The organism is Actinosynnema sp. ALI-1.44 (assembly GCF_001984155.1).
GTDB lineage: Bacteria > Actinomycetota > Actinomycetes > Mycobacteriales > Pseudonocardiaceae > Kibdelosporangium.
In genome coordinates this window covers 180,698-200,810 of sequence record NZ_MTQO01000036.1, presented here as the reverse complement: position 1 = coordinate 200,810, position 20,113 = coordinate 180,698, and the positions used below count along the sequence as shown (strand labels likewise).

Sequence of the window (20,113 nt, the reverse complement as noted above, 5' to 3'; positions counted from 1 at the left end):
ACGGGTGTCCGTCGCGCGAGGACCGATGCGTCACTCGCTCGGCCCCGCAGCGGATTGCTTCGCTACGCTGACGAGCACGCGGTGGCCATTTGCCCCAGGTCGGTGGAAATCGGTCCGCAGACGATCGGGAAGAAAAATTCCAACGGCGGCGAGTGAGAACGCAATGATTGCGCATACTTTCGCGCTGGCGGCAACAGAGCGTGATCCGGCTGTGCCGGTCTCATAGCTTCCAGTAGGTCGCACCTGAGTACTTGGCCGGTGCTCGAACGAATCGCGGGATCAAGCCAATTGGCCTGCGCATCGCCATGACCTTCCTCGCTGTTATCCCTGCTCAAGGGTGCTTGCGCGGTTAAGCGGCACGTTCAGGGGCCGGAGGTGATGCAGGTTGATCACCTGATCGGCCTATTCCCAACCAAGCGGGTCAAGGCCACGCTCTGTTGTAGTGGGGGAAGTCCTTGGCGCTTTTGTGAACGTCGGGACCGTTGTTTCGAGCTGGGGTCAGGTGTGCCGATGAATTCTTCCGTGCTGCCCGAAAGACGTCGAACCCCGTCATTGCTTGTGGTTTTCTGCCTGGTCGTGACCGGTTTGTTCGTACCGGTCACGACCGTTTTGTCGGTGCCAGGGCCGGTGGCGTTGCTGGCGCCCGACCTCGTCAGGGCGAACGGCGCGCTGCTGCGGTGGACACCTGGTGACGGCGGTTATCAGATCCACCGCTCCACCGCGGCGGGCTTCGCGCCGTCGGCGGACACGTTGTTGACCACGATCGCGGACCGGGAAGTCACGCAGTGGACGGACACGACGGCCGCTCCGGCGGCGTCGTTCCGCTACAAGGTCGTCTCCGGTGGCGCGGTCTCGAACGAACTGCCGGTCACCACAACGCAAGCAGGACAAGCGAAGGTGACGGTGACACCGTCGGACGGCACCGGCGCGGCCACCTACGTCGCGAAGGACACCACGTCGCCGCAGGGCTGTTTCGACTGGAACAACTACGGTTCCGCACCGCACCTGCGCGTCGGAGCGGACTCCGACGGTGTCGTGCACCGGGCGTTGGTGCGGTTCGACCTGCGTGCCGTCCCGGTGAACGCCCAGATCCTCAGCGCCGGCATGTCGATGGGGTACGGCGCCACCACGGCGACGGTAGGCGCGGTCAACCTGCAGCGGATCACTCGTGGGTGGAACGAAGGGCGTGCCGCGTTCCCCGGCTCGTGCGACGGATCAGGGGCGAGCTGGCTGGAAACCCAGGGCGGTGTCCGGTGGACGGCTGACGGCACGGACGCCGACACAGCGGTCACCGCGACGATCCCGGCCAAGTCGCGGGCCTCGGCGGGCAAGGACGTGGTGGACGTCGCCGGTGTGGTCCGCTCGTGGGTCGCCGGGCAGTCGCCCAACCACGGCCTGCTGGTCAAGGCCGCCGACGAGAAGGTTCCGGCGACCGGCAGGACCTGGCTGGACTACGCGTCCGACGACGCGGCCGACAAGCCGAAGCTGGAAGTCACCTTCGCCGACAACACCGCGGTGCAGGCGCCCACGGTGGCGGTCACCTCGCCTGCCCCGGACGGCGTCGTGGAGATCGGTGACGTGACGCTGCGCGCCGACGCTGGCGACGACTCCAAGGTCACCAAGGTGGAGTTCCGCGTCGACGGCGCGGCCGCGGGCAACGACAACGCCGCGCCCTACGAGCTGAAGACCCGTCTGGTCGAGGGAGACCGCACGATCACAGCGGTGGCGACCGACGACGCGGGCAACACCACGACGTCACAGCCCGCGAAGGTCCGTGTCCGCAAACCGTTCACCACCAAACTGGACAACCAGGCGCCGAAGGCGGGCGAGGTCGTCCGTGGTGAGGTGTGGGTCACCGGGCGGGACTGGGGCAACGGCATGAACGTGCCGGTCGACGTGATGCAGATCCTGGTCGACGGCATCGTGGTGACGTCGACGAAGAACTGCGGCCAGGTGCCCGACGGGCACGAGTGCACCGACCGGTGGAACACCCTCAACCCGTTGCGGACGTGGGAGGACGGCGAACACGAGATCACGACCCGGTTGGTCGCGCTGGACGGCCGGTTCTCGCCGCTGTCGGAGCCGGTGAAGGTCGTGCTGGACAACGATCCGGACGACAGCCACCGGGCGAAGGTCGTGTTGAGCGACGCCGCGCCTGCGGTGATGGCACAGAGCACGGTCGCGGCCCTGCCCGCCCAGGACCCATATGGTGGCCAGGCCGACCCGGTCACCGGCATCGGTTCGGGCAGCCTGGGCAAGTCGTTGACGACCTTGCCGGCGTCGATGCTGCCCACCGTGCCCCCGAACACGTGCCCGGACAACGCCCACTGCGCGAAGGCGCAGGTGACCAACGAGGGCAAGGAATCGTGGGACGGCACCACGACGTCATTGTGGTACCGGTGGATCGCCGACAACGGCGCCATCCTCCTGGAACAACCTGCCGACCAGGCGCTGCCCGCCAAAGTCCTGCCCGGGCAGACCGTGACGGTGCCGGTCACCGTGCAGGCGCCCAAGCTGCCGCCGGGTGCCGACGCGGGCAAGTTCGAGCTGCGCCTGGACCTCTACGACTCGGTCGCGAAGACCTGGTTCGCCGGGAAGGGCAACCAGGCGCTGGTGACGTCGGTGGCGATCGTCAAGGACGCCAAGGACATGCTGGGCCTTGAACGGTTCTGGCAGTACGAGTCCGAGGACCTCGGCGCGGGCATGACGACGTTGACCAACCTGTCCAACGGCAACGCGATGCTGCGCTGGTCGCCGTTCTTCGCGCCGGGCCGTGGGCTGGCCACGACCGTCGACCTGACCTACAACTCGCTGGAGGACCACTCCAAGAGCCCCGCGGGCAACAACTTCTCGCTGTCGTTCGGCGGGTTGACCAGGCTGGGGGAGCGGCTCGAGGTGACCGGCCTGCTGTTCGGCCGTGGCGTGGAACTGGTGGACGGCGACGGCACCCGGTTGCGGTTCGACCGGGTCGTGTCCGGTGGCCAGGTGCGCTGGCAGGAACCGGCCGGAGTGAACCTGTACCTGCGTGAACTCAAGGACGGCCCGGCCGACCGGCGTTGGGCGGCGACCAGGCCCGACGAGGTCACGTACTGGTTCGACAAGGACGGGTACCCGACCGCGGTCACGGACAAGAACAACAACACGACCACCTACGAACTGGAGGACACACCTCCGCTGGAGGACCTGTTCGGACCGGCGAAACGGGTCAAGCGCGTCATCGACCCCGGCGGCAGGGCGTTCACCATCGACTACTACAGCCGTGACGAGGTCCGCCAGCACCACGTGCGGGGCAAGGTCCAGCGGATCACCGACCACACCGGCTCGGCTCTGGACCTCACGTACTACGACGACGGCAACCTGTTGCGGCTGACCCAAGTCGGCGGCACCGCGCCCACCGGCGAGGTCGTGCCGGACCGGTCGTACGTGTTCAACTACACCACCTACAGCGGTGACGACCCGGTGATCGAGAAGCCGGAGAACCGGGCGAACCCGGATCCGCGGACCAGGTCGCAGTCCACCCGTGTGTACAGCGTCCGTGACCCGCGTGGTTTCGAAACCAGCTACGACTACTACAGCCCGGGGGAGTCGGCCGCGAAGCGCTGGCGCCTGCAGACCAGGGCCAACCGCAACGGCCAGTTGACGTCGTTCGACTACGACCTGAGCACGCGTACGTCCACGGTGTTCGCGCCGGAGGGCCGGACCTCGCGGTACGGCTTCGACGCGGACGGCAAACCGCTGACGATCACCAACGCGCTCAACCAGACCACGTCGGTGGAGTGGACACCGGACTTCAAGGTCGCCAAGGTGACCGAACCGACCAACCGGGCGACCGCGTACACGTACAACGCCAACGGATACCTCACCTCGCAGACCAACCAGCTCAACCACCGCACCGAGCTGACCTACATCGACAAACCAGCGGACGCCAACGATCAGGCGAAGCACTTGTCGTTGCTGGAGACCGTCACCAGGCCGAAGGGCACCGTGACACCGGTGGCCGACGACTTCCGCTGGCGCTACACCTACGACGCGAACGACAACCTGGACACGGTCACCGACCCGAGCGGCGCCAAAACCGACTACGACTACAACGGTCCAGGCAGTGCGGCGCCGGGAACTGTCGCGGCGCAGAAGGAACCCAACGGTGGTGTGACCAGCTACCCGTCGTACGACCCGTCCGGGCAGCCGACGAAGATGGTCGACGCGCTCGGCAAGTCCACCCAGTTCGCCTACGACCCAGACGGCATGCTGCGCTGGACACAGGACCCCAACCACGCGGCCGACAGCGGCGCGGACGAACGGTCCTACCGCACGTTCTTCGACTACGACCCGTTCCACCGGCTGTCACGGCAAAGCGCGCCGAAGTCGACCGCCAACGACCGCGGCGAGCTGGTCTGGTCGAGCGTGCAGTACGACGCCAACGACAACATCCTGCGTCGGATCGACCCCCACTACGGCAGCGCCAGCGCGACCGGGACGCAGGGCCCGGCCGGGACCGCGTCGTACGACAACATGGACCAGCCGCTGACGGTGTCCAACCCGGACAAGTCGGTCGACCCGGCCGGGGAACGCATCTCCTACCAGTACGACGCCGCCGGTCGCCTGGCCAAACAGACCAGGCCGCTGGGCGTGTTGTCGGCGAGCGTGCCCGACGACCACACCACTGTGTACACCTACGACAAGCTCGACCGGCCGATCCGCGAGGTCAAGTTCGGCGCGTCGACCAGCCAGGCCCGCTACACCCACATGTGCTACGACCTGGCCGGTGACCTCGTGGGAGTGACGTCCCCGCGTGCCAAGGCGACCACCGCGGCCTGCCCGGCCACAGGCGGGAAGTTCACGACCACGTACACCTACGACGCCGCCCACCAGCGAGTGGGTGAGGTCGACCCGATCGGCATGTCGCAGCGCATCGTCTACGACGCCAACGGCAACGTGCAGAGCCACGAGCGCGACATCGCGCCCGGTCGCAGCACCCGCCAGGAGCTGGAGTACGACCAGCGCGATCTGCAGGTGCTGACCAGGACCAAGTTCGACGGCGACCGCGTGCTGACCACCCGGTCCACCTGGGACGCCAACGGCAACAAGAAGACCGAGGTGTCCCCGCGTGGCTCGGACGCGGGCAAGGCCGGTCCGTTCAACGACTACGTGACCACCTACGACTACGACGCGCGCAACCAGTTGGTGCGTCAGACGTTGCCGTTCGACGGCGCCGACAACGGTCAGCGCCAGTACGTGCACCGGGACTACGACGCCAACGGCAACCTGGCGTGGACGAGCCTGCCTGTGTCGCTGGCCAACCGCACGGACGTGCGGGACACCGCCAAGACCGTGATGTCGTACTTCGACCCCGGCTGGATCCGTACCTCGAAGGAAAGCACGAACCCGACGGTCCGGTTCGACTACCTGGCCCAGGGCTGGCAGCAGTACCGGGTGCCGGACGCACAGGGCACGCCCGGCCAGCCGGACGCCAACCGCCGCGTCGACTGGACGTACTTCGACGACGGGCAGCTGCGGACCCGCAAGGAGTTCCAAGGCCAGCCGAGCACCTACGGCTACGACGCGAACAACAACCTGACCAAGGCCACGGACACCCGAGGCAGCGACAGCCCCGACCAGCAACAGCCGATGGAGACCGAGAACACCTACACCGGCTTCGACGAGGTCGCCAAGACCCGGCACCACAAGCAAGGCGAGGCGACCTGGAAGTTCAACACCTACACCTATGACGAGAACGGCAACGCGACCGTCCGCACCGAGAACGGCGAGGAGAACACCGCCGGAACCCAGACGAAGGCACCGCGCCGGTACGAGCTGACCTACGGCGACAACGACTGGCTGTCGTTGCAGCTGGATCTCGGCACGGACAACACGTGCAAGGGCGACCAGCGGATCACCACCAGCTTCTGGGGCGACGGCTGGCAGCGGCAGCAGCAGATCTTCCGCGGCCAGGACGGCTGCACCAGCGATCCTGCGACCTGGCGCGCGCACCAGACCACGACGTGGGACTACTTCGACAACGGCAAACTGCGCAACCTGGTGACGCGCAACGGGTCCGGTGACGTGACCGAGTCACACGAGATCGGTTACACCGACGACAACGGCAACTACGTCAACGGCAACCGCACGACCGACCGGTACATCCTCAAGCGCGCCGAAGGCAAGAACGCCCAGACCTGCGTCGGATCCTCCAGCTGCCTGGCGAAGTACACCTACGACGCGCGCGACAAGCTCACCCGGCACCAGAAGCGGGAGGGCAAGGTCAGCACGTACGACTTCGACCAGCCGGGCAACCTGGACGGCGACAACACGATCCGGGCGGGCAGCGTCACCACGGAACACAACGACAAGGGCGAGACGATCACCAAGCGCTACGAGGGAACTCAGATGCGCAGGATCACCACCGGTGGCGTCACGGTCGAGAACTGGTACGACAACTACGGCAATCTCGACTGCCTCACTCTCGAAGCGGGCAGCCAAGCCGACTGCAGCCGCAGCGGCGGCACGGGCGGGTCACCGAACCTGGTGACCGACCACGCGTACGACAACTTCGACCGCCTGCTCAACACCAGGCAGTACGCCGGTGGCGGCACGCCAACGGACACCACGGACTACACCTACGACGCGCTGGACCGCACGGTCAAGGAGAAGGAGGACCACGCGGGCGGTGGGAAGGACCGCACGACCGACTTCACCTACCAGGGACTGTCCCAGCAAGTGACCGAGGAGAAGCAGGAAGGCGGCGACAAGCCGAAGACCAAGACCTTCTCCTACGACGCCTACGGTCACCGGATCAGCATGGGCGACAAGGACAACGCGGGCGGTCAGGAGGAGAAGTTCACCTATTCGCGCGACGTGCAGGGTTCCGTGTCCCAACTGCTCGGCGAGGGTGGCCAGGTGAAGGCGTCGTACGGGTACAACGCCTATGGTGGCTCGGACGCCGAGGACAGCGACCCGGAGGCGTTGAGCACAGGTGACACGGACGAGCAGGCGCCGATCAACCCGTACCGCTACACCGGACGGCGCTTCGACTCCGGCTCCACAGCATCCAGCACGCCTCCCGTCCCGGCTGGATCGGCCAGCTACGACATGGGTGCGCGGCGCTACGGGCCGGACATGGGTCAGTTCCTGCAACGCGACGCCTATCAGGGCGCGCTGCGTGACCTCGGGCTCGCGCTGGATCCGCTGACGCAGAACAGGTACTCCCTGGCCGGGGGCAACCCGATCAGCTTCGTCGAGTACGACGGGCACTGGCCGGACCTCGGTGGCATCGGCGACGCGATCAAGGAAGGCGTCAACAAGGCCGCCAACGCCGTGAAGGACGCCGTCGGCAAGGCCACCGACGCGGTCAAGAGTGCGGGCAAAGCCGCGGGCGACGCGGTGGACAAGGCGGGTGACGCGGTCGGCAAGGCGGCCGGAGACGCGGCACGCAAGGGCGGCGACGCGGCCAAGGACGTCGCCAGAGCGACCAAGGAGAAGGCCAACGAGATAGGCGAGAAGGCCAAGGACATCGGCGAGAAGCTCCCGGAAGCCGCGCGCGGTCCCGGTGTCGGCAAGGGGCTGGAGATCGCAGGCAACATGGTCGACAAACTCGACCAGGCCAAGGGACTCGCCGAAGGTCTCGGCAAGGGCATCGAGAAGGGCACCCGCAACGCCACCTCCAAGATCGGCAGCGCCTTGAACCAAGGGGCCAAAGCGGCAGGCAAGGCGCTGGACAGCCCTGCCGCCAAGCACGCCGGGCGCGGCCTGCAGGTCGCCGGTGTCGCGATCAACTTCGCCAAGCACTACAACGAAGGCGACAAGGCGCTGACCGCGGCGGCGAAGACGGGGATCGAGTCCGGTGCGGGTATCGCAGGCGGTGCCGCACTCGGTGCGGCCGGGGGTGCTGTCGGCGGACCGGTCGGCTCGGCCGTCGGTGGACTCGTCGGCGGTGTGGCCGGTGGGCTGCTCGGCGAGCAGGCCGTGAAGAAGTTTGAGAAACCCATCGAAGAGGGCACCAGCAAGGCGCAGGACTGGCTCGGGGACAAACTCGGGCTGGACTGAGAGCCCTGTGTGGAGTCCCGATGAAGAAGCTGCTCAGCGTGCTGGTCGGGGCGCTCGCCGCCGGTGTCGTCGCCTACGTCAAAGGCGGCGACGCCGGTGCGGCCGCCCTGATCGGCCTGGCCTTCGCCGTCCCGATCGGGATCAACGCGCTCGTGCTGCCGGGGTGGGGCACCCTGGCCCCGGCAGCCGCGTTCGTCGGCTTGATGGCTGTGTTCGGCCCGGACAGCGCGGCGATCCGCGACTGGGTGTGGCTGTGGCTGTGCCTGGCCTTCGCGGCCGTGGTCGTCTCGATCTGGACCTGGATCGACATGCGTCGCCGTCGCAAGAGTTGAGTTCCACTACTGGGAGGAAGCTGTGATCCGGAGAACCATCCTGGCGGCGGCGCTCGTGGTGCCCGCCGTCCTCGCGCCACCCGCGCACGCGACCGGCAACACGTTGCCGCTGACCGACTTCGGCGACCTCGTGGTCGACCAGACCCACAAGCGCGTGTTCGTCACCGGTGGCGCGTCGAACAACAGCGTCGTGGTCACAGACCTGTCCGGCAGGGTCCAGAAGGTACTGTCCAACCAGTTCGGTGCCACGGGTCTGGCACTGAGCGCGGACAACGCGACCCTGTACGTCGGACTCGCCTCCGGCGACGCCATCGCCGCGATCGACACCACGAAGCTGGTGGAGACGGCCCGGTATCCCACCGGATCGCAGACCTGCCCCACGCATCTGACCCGGGTGGAGAACGCGGTGTGGTTCGGGTACGGCTGCGACGACGTCTGGAACGGCCGGGTCGGCAAACTCGACGCCGGTGTCGTTTCCCTTGACCAGCAAGGAGACGCACGGTTCCAGAAGGCGCCGGTGGTGTCGTCGTCCGGCGTGAGCCCACTGGTTGCGGGGCAGGTGGAGCTGAGCTTGTCGAACGTCCACATCTTCACCGTGGCAGGCGGCACCTTGACGCCCGGCGCGTCCGGCGGGGGAGTCGGCAGCAACCTCACCGACATCGCGCTGTCCCCCGACGGCTCCACGCTGTACACCGCCGCAGGCTCCCGTGACGCGGTCGACGGATTCGCCACCAGCGACCTCTCCCGCCGTGGCGGGTACCCGGCCGGTCCGTACCCCAACGCTGTCGCCACCTCACCAGACGGGCAGCACCTCGCCACCGGCATCCACACCACCGCCGACGACGTCGCCGTCTACCGGGCCGGAGGAACAGTCCCGGTCGACACGTTCGCCCTGCCCGGCACGTCCACTGCCCGCGGCCTGGCCTGGTCACCCGACCGGCAGCGGCTCTTCGCCGTGAGCCACCAAGCACCAAGCAATGCCCCGATCCTCACCGTGCTGCGTCCATAGCCGCAAGGCCGACGTCGTCCCTCACGCCAGGAGGGTGTCCGGGGTCGGCTGATGTGGCTGGAAGAAGTCGTTGGCGCTTGCCCCGGCCAGGGTGAGCGCCAACGTCGGTACGGCCACACCGTCGATCTGTTCGCGGATGATGTCGGCGTGCCCCGCGTGCCTGGCACACTCCTCGACCAGGTGCACCAGGTAGTAGCGCGCGTGAATTCGACGGGCGTCGAAGATGCCGTGCCACGGTGCGGGAGGCGCCATCGTGTCGCCGGCTGGATCGGTCGCGGCGACCGCGGCCAGCAGTCGAGCCCGAGCCTGGTCGAAATCCTCGATGGTTCCGGCCACTGTCTCGTCATCGCGCACAGTGAAGCTGTCGTTGAACGCGGCGTACGCCACCGCGTCGACTGACTGCTCGGTGACTTCGGTTCGCAACCGCTCCACCGCTCCACGCATGACGTAGGCCGCGTGTTTGATGATCCCCCCGATCGACAGCGCACTCCGGCACGGCGTCTCGCGCGCCTGCTCCTCGGTCAGGCCGAACGCGGCGGCACGGATGGCCATGAGCTGCTGGTCGATGTAGTTGACCAGGCCAGTGACCTCGTCGTGCTGGGCAGGCGCGTACATCGTTCGACCTCCGAGTCTCATCGTGGGTGATGTGGGGACGATTCCGCCGGTCATTGCGGTCAGTTCCCGTCCGCTATCGGGCCATTCGGCACCAGGCAATCCAGCACCGCCGCGTCGACGTGGCGACTTGTCGAGGCAGCCATGACTGCGGCGTACAAGCAGTGGGTACTGGGTACCGTGTCAGTAGCCGCACCGAGGAGCACGACATGGACGCAGGAGACTCACCAGTGCTGGACATCGCAACGGACCAGCGGGCAGACGCTTGTGTACTGACCGTGTGCGGCGAGGTGGACTACGACACTGCCGACCAGCTCGACGAGGCACTCGGCAAGGCCACCGGTCCGCTGCTCGTGGTGGATCTCCGGCCAGTGACATTCATGTCCTCCGCCGGTCTGGCGGTATTGATCAAGGCGCAGAGCCGAGCCGAAACCCGCGACGCGCGGTTCACCGTCGTGTGTGACGGGCCGGTCCATCACGTGATCACCGAGACCGGACTCCACCAGATATTGTCCGTCACCGACACCGTTGACGTGTGACCTGACGACGTTCGGCTTGTCACGCCAGGAATTCGTTGACCATCGTGCTCGCGAGTGGACGGCATTCGTCGAAGTAGGCGTGCCGGGCGCCCGGGAAGACGTGCACCTTCGCGTGGGGGATGCGGTCGGCCAGGAGCGGTGCGTTCGCCGCTGGGCTCAGTTCGTCCTCTGCGCCGTGCAGGACGAGCGTCGGCGCGGTGATCTGGCCGAGCACGTCCCACGCGTCGTGCTTGTTGCTGGCGACGAGATGGCGGCGGATGGCGTGCGGTGGCATGTCCGGGTCGCCCAGCGTGGTGTAGGGGCCCGGGTTCTCGGCGCGCCACGCGGGTGTGTACATCAAGTCCGCCAGAACTTCTTGCGAATCGGGACCCATGAGTGCCAGGCGGATGTCGTTGGTTCGCTCGTAGCCGTGGGCACCTCCGGGGGACGTGCAACCGAGCACCAGCCGCCGGACTCGCTCCGGATACAGCGCGGCCACCCACTGCGCGGTCCGCCCGCCCATCGACGTGCCGTACAGGTCTGTCTGCTCGATGCCCAACTCGTCCAGCACCGCGATCGCGTCGTCCGCGAATCCTCGTGTGGAATAGGCAACGTCGGGTTTGTCGCTGGCACCGGTGCCGCGGTAGTCCATCGTGACCGTGCTGCCGGGGAAGTCCGCGCGTGCCCGGTCCCACCACGTGTGGTTGTTCGACTGCCCCGCCAGCAGCATCAGCGGCCGTCCGGTCCCGGCGCACTGGTAGGCCAGTCGTGTACCGTCCGCGGCCAGTGCGTAGCCCGACTCCATCGATCCCATGCCGACATTATTGTTGGTGTACGCCAACCTCACTGAGCGGTGGCCAGCGCGGTCGGCAGCGCTGCGATCAGTCGGCGGCGCCACACTTCGATGAGGACAGTCCCGATCGCGGTCGGCGCGAGCCACGGTACCAACTCGACGGGGCCGGTCATGGGCCCGTTGACAACGAGCGCGACGACAATCAGCGCGGTGACCAATGCGATGTACGAGCCGCCTTGGCCGTGGACATAACCGTGAGTCCACCCGCGGTGGCGGCGGCTTGCTGACACCTTCGCCAGCATGACCAAGCCGTAGGTCAGTGCGGAAACCGGCACCAACCACCACAGGTCGGTACGGCGTTCGATCACGAGCCCCGCTGCGGACAGGCAAACGAGGAGGGTTGCCGCGCGGTACCAGGCACTGAGGACACCCGTGGAGCGCTCGGCGGACGCGAAGCGCCGGGTGTCCTGGCGCATGGCGAGCGGGCCGAGTAGCAACCCGGCGATGCCTGTGGCGATGTGAACGATCAGTAACGCGGGGTAGGCCATGCGCTTCACCTTTCGTGGTCAACCGCCCCGGCAGCCGTGCCTTGTCTAGCTAAGTTAGCATGTTAAGGTAGTGCGTGCCGCAGGATCTGAGCTTTGATCTGCACGCGTTGACGGCCCGGCTGGACCGGTCGGCCGACCGCATACTGCAGGCCGAGTACGGACTCTCGTACCGCCGATTCCTGACACTGTTGATCGTGAGCAGGCTGGGCGCGCCCACTCAGCGCGCGGTGTCCGAGGAGTTGGGCGTCTCGGAACCGTCAGCGAGCCGGATGACAGGCGTCCTCGCGGGTATGGGCCTACTCGACGCGCAGCCGGATCCGGCAGGTGGAAACCGGCGTCGATTGAGCCTCACTGCCGACGGCAGGCAGATGGTCGAGCAGTGCCGCGCGTTGCTGGAGCGCAGGTTTCATGATCTGGTGAAACGCAGTGGCGTTTCCTACGCCGACTACGCACACAACACCCGCCTGCTCCTGGACGCACTGAACACGTCGGCGGTGCCCGGTGTGGCAGCGGCCACGACAACAACATTGCGCGATGTGCCCTCGACTGATCGGGCGTGAACAGTACCCATCGGAGTGAACGGAATGGGAGACGTTCGTATCTCGACGGTCACCCGTTGGTCGCAATTTCGAGGCTGTGTCCCAAGATGTGACTGATCCTGTGTTCCTGACGCTATGCCGGACGAGTCGTGCTACCTACACTGGTGCGGCTGTGCCCTGAACGGGCTTCGATCAAAACGGTCCTGGAGGGATCATGCAGGTAGGTGACGGTGAGATCTTGTGGGGAGCGGAGGCGCTCTCGGTGGTTGACTCTACGTCACGCGCGCCCCTTTCCATGGGAGTGGCTGAGGTTGACCGCATCGTCCAATGGAGAGAAGTCGACGACAGTGTGACGAAGTGGTGAATGGGCCTCCCGGCGAAGATGGTGGTGCGTTTGGCGACACTGTCGTAGCGGGAAGAAAGTGCGATGCCGAGGCGTTCGGTCAAGTGGTGGAACTTGCCCGGACGCACCCTGACTGGCCTGTTCGTGTGGTCTGTTTGCGTTATCTGGCGAAACACCACCCAGATGACGGGGCGACTGTTGAGTCCATTCGTATGGCGTGTCACGACCCCATTGACGGTGTGGCTTTCGCGGCGATATCGATAGCCGGTGATCTGCGTATCCAGGCTGCGGTTCTTGATCTGGTCAAGATTTCCGGCTGGCCGAGCCGGTTCGCTCGTGCCGATGCGCTTCGCAAACCGGTCGGGTGTGGCGCGGCGATTACCAAGGACGCGCTCCTGCGGATCTTTGGTACATCTGATCCGGTGCGGCTGGAGGCGTTGGAAAGCGCGTACGTGGATCACTTGCGAACCAGGCTGACCAGACGGGCACGCCGACCCGTCGACGATGTCGTCCTCGTGCCCGGCGGACCATTCATGGCAGGGACTTCCAGTGCGGGCAACGGGTTCGGGATGGACGACACCGACAACCCCGGTCGGGTCGTCGAGCTCGACGAGTTCTACATCGACCGCCTCGCGGTGACCAACCGTCGCTACCAGACTTTTCTCGATGACGTCGGTGACTCCGCCGAGTATGACCATCCGGATCAGCGGGCTGGAAAGTCTCACGTGTCCGCGCATCACCATGATTCCCGTTTCAACCAACCTGACATGCCGGTTGTGGGAGTGGACTGGTACGACGCTTGGGCGTTTGCTCGCTGGGCTGGTGGTGAACTGCCGAGTGAAAACCAGTGGGAGAAGTCCGCTCGCGGCGTGGACGGGCGCGAGTTCCCGTGGGGTGATGTTTTCAGTGCTGATCGGTGTAATCACGTGGAAAGGGCGTTCGGGCGCGCCGTGACGGACCTGGCGGATCTTGAGGCCGCGCTGCTGAGTGTACGGGACGTCGGTATACCTGCGGTGCCGCTGATGGCGGCCGACAGCTATCCAGAGGGTGTCAGTCCGTACGGTGTTGTGCAGCTGTCAGGCAACACATGGGAGATGACAAGGACCAACTTCTTCAGTCGTGCCGACATGGACCCGTTCTTCAAGGGTCGGGCCCCTCATGAATTCATGAATCGCAAGGATGCCTTCCACGTGTTGCGAGGCGGCGCGTGGAGCTCCCCGTCCTGTTGTCTGACGACGCACTTTCGGGGACGCGACCTTCTCACAGATCGGCACAACGAGGTCGGGTTTCGCTGCGTGTATCCGACAGGTGGTGACCGCTTTGACTAGAAAATGTCCAGTGGACAGCCATTCACTGGATCCTGTGACCAGTCGCGTCGGTGCTACTGTTCGCGCTCGATCTGCTGGACGAACACAAGGATGGCACGTTGATGGCTGAACCGCCGCGACCACTGAAACAGCGTAAGACGGACGCGCTGGGCAGGCTTGAAACCGACAAGGACCTCTGGATCGCCTCAGGTGCCGCCGGTGGCATGGCCACGTTGGTTCCGCTGTCGTTCTGGTGGGATGGGAATCGACTCTTCGTCGCCACTGTCAGGTCGAACCCGACAGCACGCAATGTCGACGAGTCCGCGACAGCGCGAGTCGTGCTCGGGCATACCCGTGACGTCGTGTTGATCGATGTCGATGTCGTCAGGCTCAGCAGCGCTGAAGCGACCGAGCGGTGCGCTGCGCAGTACGCGAAGAAGTGCGGTTGGGATCCACTCGAATCATCAGGTTACGCGTTCTTCCAACTCACGCCGTCGTGGATCGAGTCATGGCGCGAGTTGAACGAGCACGCGGACCGCAAGATCATGGCGGATGGGAAGTGGCTCGTGTAGGAGCGGCGCACTCCTGCGTGCAACGAGGTGAACGATCGGTGGGATGCGGCGTGGCACGTTCCTTCTTTGAAACCATCGAGCAGCGAACAGACTTCGCCGCGTGCCTCCGCCGGCGCCGGGTGCCGGTCCGGTACATCTACGCCGGATCCGGCGTGGAGATCCATCGACGGCTGGCAACGCAGTACCCCGCCGAGTACGACGACGGGCGCGCGGAGCACGAGATCCATACAGTGGCAGGCATTGCCCATCTCGGGGCGCTTCCCACCCAGGTATGCGACATCGGTGTCAGCAACGCGATGCACTCCATCAGATTCGTCGCGCCCTACCGGCACCTGATCCCCGGACTCGAACAGTTCCTGGGGATCGACTGCAGTGCGTCGCTGCTGTCAGTCGCGGCGGATCGCATGCGGGCGGCCGGGATTCGCGGGTGCGACTTCGGAGTGTGGAACATCGAAGGCGGTCCCGCATCGGTCATTTCCGGGTGGCGCCGTCCTGGACCCGTGCTCACGTGTCTGCTGGGAAGCACTCTGGGCAACGTCGAAGATCCCGTGTCAGTGCTCATGAACATCAGTGTCAGCAGCAGGGTGGACGACCTGCTGGTCATTGGCCTGTTCACCGCGCCGCCGCGGAGCGAGGTCGGCCGACTGATCGAGGAGTACTCCGCTCCAGCGGTGCGGGACATGGCCATGGAGCCACTTCGCGCGGCAGGTCTGGACGACTCCGCGATGGATTTCCGTGTTCGCTGGGAAGGACAGTCCATCGTTGGTGAGGTCAAGCTGAAGCGCGCTGCGGATCCGTTGGGGGTGCCCCTCGGGCCCGGCACGTCAATCACCTGTTTCGTGTCCAGGCGGCACGATCGTGACGCCGCACTGGACCGGCTTCGAGCAGCACGGTGGAGGCCCGTCGTGGATGAGACAAGTGACCGTTACCTTGTGGTGGTAGCGAGGCGAGTATGAGCGGCCGAACGATGCGACGACCCTGCCGTCATGGGGGCGTGACGTGGTGAAAGCCAGAGCCCGAGGATCGGTTTTCTCATTCGGCGTCGACTACACCGACAGCCCGCACGCGCACCTTCCGGCCGCCGTCGTCGACGCTAAGGAGATCGACGACTTCTTCGTGACGTGGGGATTCTCCTCGTACGAGAGCACCGGCGAACTGGCCAAGGCGACAGTGGCGCGGATAACCGAGTGCGTCGAGCAGTGGGTCGACGATGTACGGACACGCAACCTGAGCGCAGGTGTCGTGCTGTACATCGCGGGACACGGCCGACTGCACGGCGGACGTCACTTCATCCTGACGGTGTCGAGTCCGGAGGAACCACCGTACTTCGGTACGAAGGCGTTGAGTGTGGACAGCCTTGTCCAGGCGGTGTTGAACTGCGGTGCTGACGCGGGGCTGGTTCTGCTGGACACCTGCTACGCGGGTTTTGCCGCGAGCGAGATCCAGCGAGCACTGGACCTCGTGGCGGTCAACCAGGCGGTACCGGGTATGGACCTAGCTGTTCTGGTGCCGTCACTGCACCACCAGCGTTCGTACAGCGGTTTGTTCGTACGCGAGATCCTGGATTCTTTGCGGGAAGGCTCGCAGGGTGAGTTCTGGAAGGACGGCGACGAGTACGTCACGATCCTGGAACTCCGGGACGAGCTGCGTATCAGGCTCGACGACGACCAATGCGCGTACGTCGCGGGCCGGGACGGCCTGAAGATCCTGCCGAATCCCCGGTACCGCGCGGATGCGGCCGACCGGTCGGCGGAGTTCAGAAGCCTGCTGTCCGACCTGTCGGACGACGAACGTGAGCACTTCCTGCTGAAGGCGGCGAGCGCGGACGCGGTCGACGTCGGTTGGTACTTCTCGGGCCGCAACAACGTGACCGCTGAGGCGGTGGAATGGCTGCGTTCCGGCGATCACGGCCTGATGGTCGTCACGGGTGCTCCGGGAGCGGGCAAGTCCGCAGTGCTCGGCAGGCTGGCCGTGTTGTCCGACCCGGCATCCCGGCAAGCATGCCGTGCTCTTGGTCTGCTCGACCATCCTGAGGCGCTCTTGCCGCCGCCAGGCGTGTTCGACGCCATCGTGCACGTCAAGAACCAACGATCGGATCAGGTGGCCCGCGCGATCGCCGGGCAACTCGATCTCGATCTGCGTGAGTCTTCCAGTCCCGCACGCGACCTGGTGACCGAGTTGAGTGACTCCGGGCGGGCGGTGACGATCCTGGCTGACGCTGTCGACGAGGCGCTGATCGGCGAAGACGTCTTCGTGGCCAGGGACGTGTTGCGTGCGGTGGCAGGGTTGCCCGGTTGCAAGGTGCTTGTCGGAACCCGGAGCGATCGCGACGGGCGGCCGGACCTGCCGATCGAAGCGGGCAGAAGTCCGCTGGTGGAGGCTCTGCGTCCGCGACGGGGGACCTTTCGCGTGGTGGACCTCAGTCAGGACGAGGACGCCGACACCGACATCGCGAAGTACGTCGAGGACCGCCTTGCCGCGCCTGAGCTGGCCTCGCGTTGGCCGAATGCGCTGAAACGCAGGGCAGCGGCGCTGGAGGTCAGCAGGCAGTCCGCCCGCATCTTCCTGTACGCGCGCTTCGCCATGCGAGTGCTGGGTGACTTGTCCGAGGAGTGCGTGGATGACGGCACTCTGCGGGACCGTCTGCCTCGCGTCGTTGGCAAGGCCGGGCTGGACCAGGTGCTGGCAGATGACCTTGGTCGTTTCGAGGACGTCCAACTCGTCGAGGAAGTGTTGCGGCCGTTGGCTTATGCGCGTGGGAAGGGCATTCCCCGCCGGCAGGTGTGGCCGGAACTCGCCACGGCACTGGCGAAGTCTGGTCGTGCGTACAGTTCCAGTGACGTCTCCCGCGTCATTCGAGACGCGGGTTGGTACCTCATCGAGGGTACCGAGTCCGGACAGTCTGTCTTCCGGTTGTTCCACCAGTCTGTCGCCGACTACTTCAGACTCGGAGGCCGATGATGTCGCAGCCACCTGATGCCGAGGCGGTCATCGCAGCCAGGCTCCGTGAACTGGCACAGGCCGACGGCTGGCAGCGGGCCAGTCCGTACACGACCCGCTATCTCGCGTCGCACGCGAAAGCCGGCGGCATCCTCGCCGACCTCGCGCGAGACGAGGAGTATCTGGTCGTCGCCGAACCAGATGTCCTGATGTCGTCGCTGGGCACGGGATTCGACCACGAACTGCCGAGTTCCGCGCGCCTGTATCTACGCTGCGGGCACGCCCTGCGCGATCTCGACCCGGTCGACCGTGCCAGTGTCCTCGCGCTCACCGCGGTCCAGGAGGGATACGAGTGGTCGCTCACAAAGCCACGAGGCGTTCGATGGTGGCCGCGATGGGCGCGATTCCAACCCACGGCGTTCCACCGTGTCCTGGAGGGCCACGCTGGGGGTGTCCGCTCTGTCGCGGCAGCGGTCCTGGACGGCACCCGTGTGGCAGTGTCGGGCAGCGATGACGGGACCATACGGGTGTGGGCGCTGGACACCGGAGCCGTCGTGCAGATCCTCGAGGGTCACACAGGGGCGGTTCAGGCGCTCGCGACCAGCGTGGTGGGCGACAGGCAGGTCGTGGTGAGCGCGGGTGCGGACGGGTCGTTGCGCGTCTGGGATCTGGCTACTGGCACAGAAGTAGCGGTGTTGACAGGGCACACCGGCTCGGTGGGAACAGTGGCGATCGGTCCGGCGGGCAACACCGCCGTTGTGGTCAGCGGTGGCGCCGACCGGACGATCCGCGTGTGGGACCTTGCCACCGGACGAACGTTGCGGACGATGACGGGCCACACCGGGACGATCAGGTCCCTCGCGACCGCGGTGCTGAACGACAGACCCGTGGTGGTGAGCGCGGCAGCCGACAGCGTCGTGCGGATCTGGGACATCGAGTCCGGAGAACAGGTCCGTGCCCTCAGCGGGCACTCGGGATGGGTGCTGGGGGTCGCGACAGGCGAACTGGGGTCGAGAACGGTGGCGGCGAGCACCGGCGACGACAACTCGGTACGCCTGTGGGACATCGAGTCCGGGGAACAACTCCACGAGATGGCGGGGCACATGGGATGGGGTCGCTGTGTCGCCATCCTGCCTGATCGGCCGCGTGCGGTCACCGGTGCGGCTGATCGGACCGTGCGGGTCTGGGACCTCGATGGGGGTGAGGCGGCTCAGGTGATCGGCGGGCACTCGGCCGGGGTGCGTGCCGTGGTGTCGACGACGGTCGATCGTCGACATGTCGCGGTCACCGCCAGCGACGACCGAACAGTCCGGATCTGGGACCTGGACGCGGCGGGTCTCGTCAGGACCGATCGGCACACAGGCTGGGTGCTCACGGCCGCCTTCCTCGAAGTGGGAGGACGGCAGTGCGCGGTCACCGGCGGCACGGACCGCGTTGTGCACCTATGGGACCTCGCCGGTGGCACGCCTGTGAGGGTGTTCGTGGGGCACACGGGGTGGATCGGGCGTGTCGCGCCCGCATCGCTCGGCGATCTGCCGGTCGTGGTCTCGAGCGGAGCGAACGGAGAGATCCGGGTGTGGGACGCCACCACTGGGGCGCTGCTGCGGACTTTGCGAGCCAACTCGCACTCGATCATCACAGTGGCGACCACAGTGCTTGACGGAGCACTGACCGCGGTCAGCGCAGGCAACGACGGCGCGGTGCGGAGTTGGGACATCAGCACTGGTGCGGAGATCGGGCGGATGCTGGGCCACATCGGCGGTGTACGAACAGTGACGACCATGTCCCTTGACGGTGTGCCCCTCGCTGTGTCTGGCGGCACCGACAACACTCTTCGCGTGTGGAACCTGCACGACGGTGCCGAGATATTCGCATTGACCGGGCACTCCGGGTGGGTCAGGGAGGTCGCACCGTTGGCCGACGGGCACAGCGTCGTCTCGGCAAGTGATGACGGAACCATACGGGTGTGGAACCTGAGAGACCGGGCAGCAACGCAGGTGATCGACAACCACGGCGGCGCGGTGCTCGACACGACTGCAGGCCTGTTGGGAGACCAGCAAATCGTCATCACCGCCGGAGACGACGACGTTGTCCGCGTCTGGAGTCTGCCGGACGCCCAACTGATGACCAGCGTTCCCATGGCCGGTTGCTACGGCGTGAACTACGACGCCGGTGTCCTGCTGACGGCGACCTATCTGGGGGTTTGCGCGATCGAACTCGCCACGGCGATGTAGCTGTGACGGTGCGGATCGATCAGGTCTGGGAGGCCTGGACATAGGAGACGACGTCGCCGATCGTGACGAATCCCGCGGCGTCGTCCTCGGTCATCGACACCCGGAACTTGCTGATGACGTCGTCGAGGATGACGGAGGTGGGAGACGGTTCGATGCCCAGACTGGCGAGGGTGCTGTTCAACGCGACTTCGCCGGGTGCGGTCCCTGTGCGTTCACTGATTATCTCAGCGAGACCGACGAGGATCTCAGGCTCTCCGAGGGCCATTGTTGTCACATCCTTCACCTGCGACTCGTACCGTCCTCCACCGTAACCACCGTTCCTG

At 66.1% G+C, this 20,113-nt stretch carries 14 protein-coding genes; 10 read left to right on the top strand and 4 right to left on the bottom strand.

What is annotated here, in order from left to right:
- Positions 1–615 precede the first annotated feature (615 nt).
- The 3 genes from ALI144C_RS10305 to ALI144C_RS10295 are packed head-to-tail and all read left to right on the top strand — an operon-like array spanning position 616 to position 9,384.
- Complete coding sequence (locus ALI144C_RS10305) at positions 616–8,043, top strand: DNRLRE domain-containing protein (RefSeq protein ID WP_168211220.1); 7,428 nt, start codon at positions 616–618, stop codon at positions 8,041–8,043.
- Positions 8,044–8,063: 20 nt separating this feature from the next.
- Positions 8,064–8,375: a hypothetical protein gene (locus tag ALI144C_RS10300; protein ID WP_076986804.1), complete on the top strand. Its 312-nt coding sequence runs from the start codon at positions 8,064–8,066 to the stop codon at positions 8,373–8,375.
- Positions 8,376–8,397: 22 nt separating this feature from the next.
- Positions 8,398–9,384, top strand: a complete 987-nt coding sequence (locus ALI144C_RS10295) for a hypothetical protein (RefSeq protein WP_076986803.1) — start codon at positions 8,398–8,400, stop codon at positions 9,382–9,384.
- Positions 9,385–9,405: 21 nt separating this feature from the next.
- Here the strand turns inward: ALI144C_RS10295 and ALI144C_RS10290 are convergent, their stop codons facing one another.
- On the bottom strand, positions 9,406–9,999 hold the full coding sequence (locus ALI144C_RS10290) for a mycothiol transferase (RefSeq protein ID WP_076986802.1): 594 nt from the start codon (positions 9,997–9,999) through the stop codon (positions 9,406–9,408).
- Positions 10,000–10,205: 206 nt separating this feature from the next.
- On the opposite strand from ALI144C_RS10290, the gene ALI144C_RS53090 reads away from it, so the two are divergent.
- Positions 10,206–10,535, top strand: coding sequence for an STAS domain-containing protein (locus ALI144C_RS53090; RefSeq protein ID WP_076986801.1), 330 nt, complete (start codon positions 10,206–10,208; stop codon positions 10,533–10,535).
- Between the two features lie 19 nt (positions 10,536–10,554).
- On the opposite strand, the gene ALI144C_RS10280 is transcribed toward ALI144C_RS53090, so the two are convergent.
- Positions 10,555–11,328: an alpha/beta fold hydrolase gene (locus ALI144C_RS10280; RefSeq protein ID WP_076986800.1), complete on the bottom strand. Its 774-nt coding sequence runs from the start codon at positions 11,326–11,328 to the stop codon at positions 10,555–10,557.
- Positions 11,329–11,357: 29 nt separating this feature from the next.
- Entirely contained in the window at positions 11,358–11,855 is a 498-nt protein-coding gene (locus ALI144C_RS10275) for a hypothetical protein (protein WP_076986799.1), read from the bottom strand.
- A gap of 74 nt (positions 11,856–11,929) precedes the next feature.
- Here ALI144C_RS10275 and ALI144C_RS10270 point away from each other — a divergent pair, with 74 nt between their 5' ends.
- From ALI144C_RS10270 to ALI144C_RS10245, 6 genes are all read left to right on the top strand, one after another.
- Positions 11,930–12,415, top strand: coding sequence for a MarR family winged helix-turn-helix transcriptional regulator (locus ALI144C_RS10270; protein WP_076986798.1), 486 nt, complete (start codon positions 11,930–11,932; stop codon positions 12,413–12,415).
- A 336-nt stretch (positions 12,416–12,751) separates the two neighbouring features.
- Positions 12,752–14,065 (top strand): SUMF1/EgtB/PvdO family nonheme iron enzyme, encoded by a 1,314-nt coding sequence (locus ALI144C_RS10265; protein ID WP_168211219.1) that lies wholly within the window; start codon positions 12,752–12,754, stop codon positions 14,063–14,065.
- A 101-nt stretch (positions 14,066–14,166) separates the two neighbouring features.
- Positions 14,167–14,616, top strand: a complete 450-nt coding sequence (locus tag ALI144C_RS10260) for a hypothetical protein (RefSeq protein ID WP_076986862.1) — start codon at positions 14,167–14,169, stop codon at positions 14,614–14,616.
- 50 nt (positions 14,617–14,666) lie between these two features.
- Complete coding sequence (locus ALI144C_RS10255) at positions 14,667–15,572, top strand: hypothetical protein (RefSeq protein ID WP_076986796.1); 906 nt, start codon at positions 14,667–14,669, stop codon at positions 15,570–15,572.
- Positions 15,573–15,615: 43 nt separating this feature from the next.
- On the top strand, positions 15,616–17,577 hold the full coding sequence (locus ALI144C_RS10250) for a hypothetical protein (protein WP_076986795.1): 1,962 nt from the start codon (positions 15,616–15,618) through the stop codon (positions 17,575–17,577).
- A complete protein-coding gene (locus ALI144C_RS10245; protein ID WP_168211218.1) occupies positions 17,577–19,790 on the top strand; it encodes a WD40 repeat domain-containing protein in 2,214 nt (737 codons plus the stop codon). The genes ALI144C_RS10250 and ALI144C_RS10245 overlap by 1 nt, the downstream gene beginning before the upstream one ends.
- A gap of 19 nt (positions 19,791–19,809) precedes the next feature.
- Here ALI144C_RS10245 and ALI144C_RS10240 read toward each other — a convergent pair whose 3' ends face one another.
- Entirely contained in the window at positions 19,810–20,055 is a 246-nt protein-coding gene (locus tag ALI144C_RS10240) for a hypothetical protein (RefSeq protein ID WP_076986793.1), read from the bottom strand.
- Positions 20,056–20,113 lie beyond the last annotated feature (58 nt).